Origin of the sequence: Corallococcus sp. AB018, assembly GCF_003986945.1 — a bacterium.
Taxonomy (GTDB): domain Bacteria; phylum Myxococcota; class Myxococcia; order Myxococcales; family Myxococcaceae; genus Corallococcus; species Corallococcus exiguus.
Map to the genome: position 1 here is coordinate 1 of NZ_RAWR01000357.1, position 6,007 is coordinate 6,007.

At 70.0% G+C, this 6,007-nt stretch carries 5 protein-coding genes; all 5 read left to right on the top strand.

Going from position 1 to position 6,007, the window contains the following annotated elements; translation table 11 throughout:
- The coding region (locus D7Y11_RS41150) for a TldD/PmbA family protein (protein WP_199753942.1) at positions 1-1,398 on the top strand (1,398 nt) is incomplete at its 5' end.
- A gap of 8 nt (positions 1,399-1,406) precedes the next feature.
- A complete protein-coding gene (locus D7Y11_RS41155; protein ID WP_120581418.1) occupies positions 1,407-2,753 on the top strand; it encodes a TldD/PmbA family protein in 1,347 nt (448 codons plus the stop codon).
- A gap of 63 nt (positions 2,754-2,816) precedes the next feature.
- Positions 2,817-3,827 carry a ParB N-terminal domain-containing protein gene (locus D7Y11_RS41160; RefSeq protein ID WP_126936406.1) on the top strand — a complete coding sequence of 337 codons (1,011 nt, stop codon included), beginning with the start codon at positions 2,817-2,819 and terminating at the stop codon, positions 3,825-3,827.
- A gap of 45 nt (positions 3,828-3,872) precedes the next feature.
- Entirely contained in the window at positions 3,873-5,279 is a 1,407-nt protein-coding gene (locus D7Y11_RS41165) for a sigma-54 dependent transcriptional regulator (RefSeq protein WP_121756064.1), read from the top strand.
- 200 nt (positions 5,280-5,479) lie between these two features.
- The coding region (locus D7Y11_RS41170) for a type II secretion system protein N (RefSeq protein WP_276528831.1) at positions 5,480-6,007 on the top strand (528 nt) is incomplete at its 3' end.

Here is a 6,007-nt window from a genome sequence, read left to right on the forward strand (position 1 = left end):
CTCCTGCCCCCCGGTCTGCTGGAACGTCTGCTGGCGGAAGCCATGGGCCGGGGCGCGGACTTCGCGGAGGTGTACGTGGAGCGCACGTCCACGACCGCCGTGGTGCTGGAGGAGCAGCGCATCCGCAGCGCGCAGGTGGGCCTGGTGCAGGGCGTGGGCGTGCGGGTCATCGCCGGGGCCAAGGTGGGCTATGCCTACTCCGACGACTGGGACGAGGCCGCGCTCGTCCGCGCCGCGCGCACCGCCGCGATGATTGCCCAGGGCGGCGGCTCCGAGCGCGCCTACCCCGTCAAGCGCGTGCCGGTGCCCAGCCACTACCGCGTGGCCCAGCCGCTGGAGGACGTGGCGGTGGCGCGCAAGACGGCGCTCCTCACCCGCGCGAACACGGCCGCCCGCGCCTTCGACTCGCGCATCCAGCAGGTGAACGCGTCCTACGTGGATCAGACGAAGCGCATCGCCGTGGCCAACACCACCGGCCGCTTCAGCGAGGACACGCAGGACCAGTCCCGCATGAGCGTGCACGTGGTGGCGCTGGGGAAGAACGGCGAGCGGCGCACCGGCATGTACGGCAGCGGCGGCCGGGTGTCCTTCAGCTACTGGGACGGCGTGACACCGGAGTCCGTGGCGGAGGAGGCCGCGCGCCAGGCCATCGCCACGCTGGGCGCGGTGGACTGCGTGGCGGGGCCGCAGACGGTGGTGCTGGCGCCGGGCTGGAGCGGCATCCTCCTGCACGAAGCCGTGGGCCACGGCCTGGAGGCGGACTTCATCCGCAAGGGCACGTCGCTGTTCGCGGGCAAGCTGGGGGAGAAGGTGGCCTCGGAGCTGGTGACGGTCATCGACGACGGCACGGTGTCCAGCGCGCGCGGATCCATCAACATCGACGACGAGGGCGTGCCCGGCGAGCGCAAGGTCCTCATCGAGAACGGCGTCCTCAAGGGCTACCTCTATGATCAGCTCAACGCGAAGCTGATGAACCAGCGCTCCACGGGCAGCGGCCGGCGGGAGTCGTTCAAGAGCCTGCCCCTGCCGCGCATGACGAACACCTTCCTGGCGCCCGGAGACCACGCGCCGGAGGACATCCTCAAGGAGGTGAAGCGCGGGCTGTACTGCGCCACCTTCGGCGGAGGCCAGGTGGACATCAGCAACGGCAACTTCGTCTTCGAGGTCAGCGAGGCCTACCAGATTGAAGACGGCAAGCTGGGCCGCCCGGTGAAGAACGCCATCCTGATTGGCGTGGGGCCGGAGGCGCTGAAGAACATCAGCCGCGTGGGCTGCGACCCGATGCCGGACCCCGGCATGGGCGTCTGCGTGAAGGACGGGCAGATGATGCCCGTGGGGGTGGGCCTGCCCACCGTGCGCATCGACAACGTCACCGTGGGCGGAACGAAGGTCGGCTGAGGACAACCGTGAACTACGAACAGCTCGCGAAGAAGGTCGTTCAGCGCGCCGTGAAGAAGGGCGCGAAGCAGGCGGAGGCGTATCTGGAGGTGGGCCGCCAGAGCAGCGTGCGCGTCCGCGAAGGGCAGATTGAGGACCTCACGGAGGCCACCAGCAAGGGCCTGGGCATCCGGGTCATCGTGAAGGACCGGCTGGGCTTCGCGTACACGTCCGACTTCACGCCCGCGGGCCTGGAGCGCGTGGTGGACCTGGCCGTGCAACTGGCGGAGGCCGCCGCGCCCAACAAGCTCAACGGCCTGCCCGGCGCGAAGGACCTGGGCAAGCGCGGCGACACCGGCATCCTCTTCGACCCCAAGGTCGCGAACCTGCCCGGGGACTGGAAGATACAGGCCGCGCTGGAGGCGGAGCGCGCGGGCCGGGCCCAGGACGCGCGCGTCGTCACCTTCGACTCCGTGTCCGCCGGTGACTTCGTGGCGGAGGTGTACCTCGCGTCCAGCGAGGGCACGTCCGGCGGCTACTCCGGCACGTACGTGTACCTGGTCGCGGTGCCGGTGGCGTCGCAGAACGGGCAGCTCCAGACGGGCTACTGGCTGGACTACAAGCGCTTCCTGGACGACCTGGAGTCCCCCGAGTCCATCGGCCGTGAGGCCACGAAGCGCGCCGTGCGCATGCTGGGCGCGAAGCCGGTGAAGACGCAGCAGGTGCCGGTGGTGTTCGACCCGCTGGTGGCCGCGAGCTTCGTGGGCAACCTGTCCCAGGCCGCCAACGGCAACGCCGTGTACCAGCAGTCCAGCGTGCTCGCACCCCACCTGGGCAAGCGGCTCGCGGGAAAGCACGTCACGCTGGTGGATGACGGCCTGCTGCCCCGGGGCCTGGCCACCGCGCCGTTCGACGGAGAGGGCGTCCCCACGCGCCGCACGCCCATCCTGGATCAGGGCGTGCTGTCCGGCTTCCTCTACGACGCCTTCACCGCGCGCAAGGCGAAGGCGCGCACCACGGGCAACGCGTCGCGCGGCTACAGCGCGCTGCCGGGCATCGGCACCACCAACCTCTACCTGGAGAAGGGCACCAGGACGCCGGAGGAGTTGATCCGCGAAGTGCCCCAGGGCCTCTACGTCACCGCCCTGCTGGGCCACGGCGCGGATCCGGTGTCCGGGGACATGTCCTGCGGGGCCAACGGCCTTTGGATCGAGAACGGTGAGCTGACCCACCCGGTGCAGGAGGTGACCGTCGCGGGCCACCTCCTCCAGATGTTGAAGGACGTGGACGCGGTGGGCAGCGACCTCCAGTTCCGGGGCGGCAGCGTGGGTGCGCCCACTGTCCGCTTCCGACAGCTCACCGTGTCGGGCGCGTAGCCAGCCCGGCCCGGTCGCCTACGCTCGCGGACCTCCTCCCCCAACGGTACGAGGTCCGTGCGCATGGCCGCGAAGTCCGCTCGCAAGTCCGCCCCCGCGAAGTCGAAGTCGGCCACGCCGCGCAAGCCGCGCCGCAAGAAGGCCGAACCGAAGTCGCGGGGCCTGAGCGCGGCGGAGGTGGCGAGCGAGGCCGTGGCCTTCCCCGACGCCCTCCTCCAGGCCGTGCGCGAGGACGGCGGACAGGTGCTGTCCGTCTACCGCGACCCGCTGGGCGGACACCCCGTCGTCTTCGCCGTGCTCCCCATCGACAAGGTGGAGCCCACGCCCTACCAGCGCGACCTGTCCGAGCCCCACGTCAAACGGCTCGCGACCGCCATGGAGCGCCTGGACCGCTTCCTCGACCCCGTCATCGCGGTGCGCATGAACGGCCGCTACTGGACGCCCAACGGCAACCACCGCCTCAACGCCAGCAAGCTGCTGGGCGCGAAGTCCATCGTCGCGCTGCTCCTGCCGGACGAGGACGTGGCCTATCAAATCCTCGCCCTCAACACGGAGAAGGCCCACAACCTGAAGGAGCGCTCGCTGGAGGTCATCCGCATGGCGCGGGGACTCGTCGGCGCGAACCGCCAGGGCAGGGAGTCCGCCTTCTCCCACCTCTTCGAGGAGCCCTCCTTCCTCACCCTGGGCGCCGCCTACGAGAAGCGCCCCCGCTTCTCCGCGGGCGCCTACCACCCCTTCGTCAAGGTGGTGGACGGCTTCCAGGACGTGCCGCTGGCACAGGCCCTGGCCGTGCGCGACGCCCAGGCGGAGCAGCTGCTGGAGCTGGACGACGCGGTGGTCGCCGTCGTCAACGCCCTCAAGGAGCGAGGCCTCCAGAGCCCCTACCTCAAGAACTTCGTCGTCGCCCGGCTCAACTTCCTGCGCTTTCGCAAGGACGGCCCACCTCCCACCTTCGAAACCACCGTGCGCCGCATGCTGACCAGCGCCCTGCGCTTCAACGTGGACAAGGTGCGCCGCGAGGACATTGGCCGCATGGGCGGCGGCCCCATGGAACCGGACGAAGAGCAGGCCTGATGGGAATGGGGATTGCAGGGCAGTGTTGAGAGGCCCCGCACTCCCATGACATCTCCCACGGTCCTGGTCGTCGACGACGACCGCGCCAACCTTGACTCCGTCGCCCGCATCTTCCAGCGGGAAGGCTTCGCCACGTTGTCCGCCGCGCAAGGCACGGAGGCGCTGGAGATGCTCCGGCGCCCCGAGGTCAGCGTCATGGTCACCGACCTGATGATGCCCGGCATGGACGGCCAGGAACTGCTCAAGGCCAGCCGCGCCATCCGCCCGGACGTGGAGGTGGTGCTGATGACCGCCTACGGCACGGTGGAGACGGCCGTGGCCGCCATGAAGGACGGCGCCTACGACTTCATCACCAAGCCCCTCAAGCGCCACGCCCTGGTGAAGGCCGTGCAGAAGGCGCTGGAGAAGCAGGCGCTCGTCCAGGAGAACACCTCCCTCAAGGCGAAGCTCGCGGAGATCAACCCCTCGGGCGGGCGCGCCATGGTGGGCCAGTCCCCCGCCTTCCGCGCCATGCTGGACACCATCCGCCAGGCGGCGCCCTCCACCGCCACGGTGCTCTTGCTGGGCGAATCCGGCACCGGCAAGGAGCTGGCCGCCAGAGCGCTGCATGAGCACTCCGCCCGGGCGAAGCAGTCCTTCATCGCCGTCAACTGCGGCGCCATTCCAGAGAGCATCCTGGAGGCGGAGCTCTTCGGCGTGGAGCGCGGCGCGTACACCGGCGCCGTCACCCGCCGAGAGGGCCGCTTCGAGCGCGCCAGCGGCGGCACCCTCTTCCTGGACGAGGTGGGCGAGATGCCCCTCTCCGCGCAGGTGAAGCTCTTGCGCGTGCTCCAGGAGGGAGAGCTGGAGCGGCTGGGCGGCACGCAGACGGTGAAGGTGGACGTGCGGCTGGTCGCCGCCACCAACAAGGACCTGCAGAAGGAGGTCGCCGAAGGGCGCTTCCGCGAGGACCTCTACTACCGCCTGCACGTGGTGGAGATCCGCGTGCCCGCGCTCGCGTCGCGCCGCGAGGACATCCCGCTGCTGGCGGAGGCCTTCCTGCGCCGCTTCTCCGCGAAGAACGGCAAGGTGCTGCGCGGCTTCTCCCCGGACGCCCTGGGCGTGCTGGAGAACTACGCGTGGCCCGGCAACGTGCGTGAGCTGGAGCACGCCGTGGAGCGCGCCGTGGTGCTGGCCCGCACGGACGTGCTGGAGGCCAGCGACCTGCCGGAGTCCGTGCGCAAGGGGCCCCTGGGCTCCGCCGGCCAGCTGGTCATCCCCATCGGGACGCCCATGGAGGAGATTGAAAGGCGCGTCATCCACGAGACCCTGCGCCACACGCGCGGGGACAAGACGCTCGCCGCCCGCCTGCTGGGCATCGCCGCGCGCACCATCTACCGCAAGCTCGAGCGCGAGCAGGGCGGCCCGGACGCGCCTCCAGTCCCCCCCTCCCCTCCCACCAACGCAGACTGACAGGCCGTCACACCGGCCCCCGCCCGCTTTTGACAATTTGTCCGGACGTCCTGTCCCGGCTGTCTCCCTGGTCGGGGCCCCGTCCTATTCCGAAATAATTTCAAGGACTTGGCCGTAAGTCGTGGGTTTGACGCCCGCCCAGCGATGGCACCTGCCTTGCTCAAGGTCCCATCTGGGGCTGGCTTTCTCCCGGAAGCGTGATGGAACTCTTCTTTCGCAAGTACTTCTGGAGCGTGAACCTGTTGTTCATCCTGCTCGTCGCCCTGCTGGCGGCGCGCACGGTGAACCTGTTCGTCGAATCCTCCATCTCCCCCGCGCCCGCGTCCGAGGCTCCCGCCCGCGTCGCGCAGCGCACCCACGCCGCGGACAGCGGCCTGGCCACCATCGACGCGGAGCGCCTGTCGCGGCTCACCGGCGTGAAGCTGCCCGCGGAAGAGGTCGCGGTGAGGGAGCCGCCCACGTCGCCGGAGTTCGACGCCAACGCCCCGCCGGCCAAGAGCGGCCTGCGCGTGAAGCTGCTGGGCACGCTCGTCGCGGCCAACCCGGACTGGTCCTTCGCGTCCATCCAGGACATGAACACGCAGCGTTCGCAGACGTACATGATCGGCAACAACCTGATGGGCGCCACCGTCATGGAGATCGAACGCGAGCGCGTGATCATCAACAACAACGGCCGCCGCGAGTTCATCGACGGGCAGCCCGGTGACGGAGCCGTCGCCGCCTACACC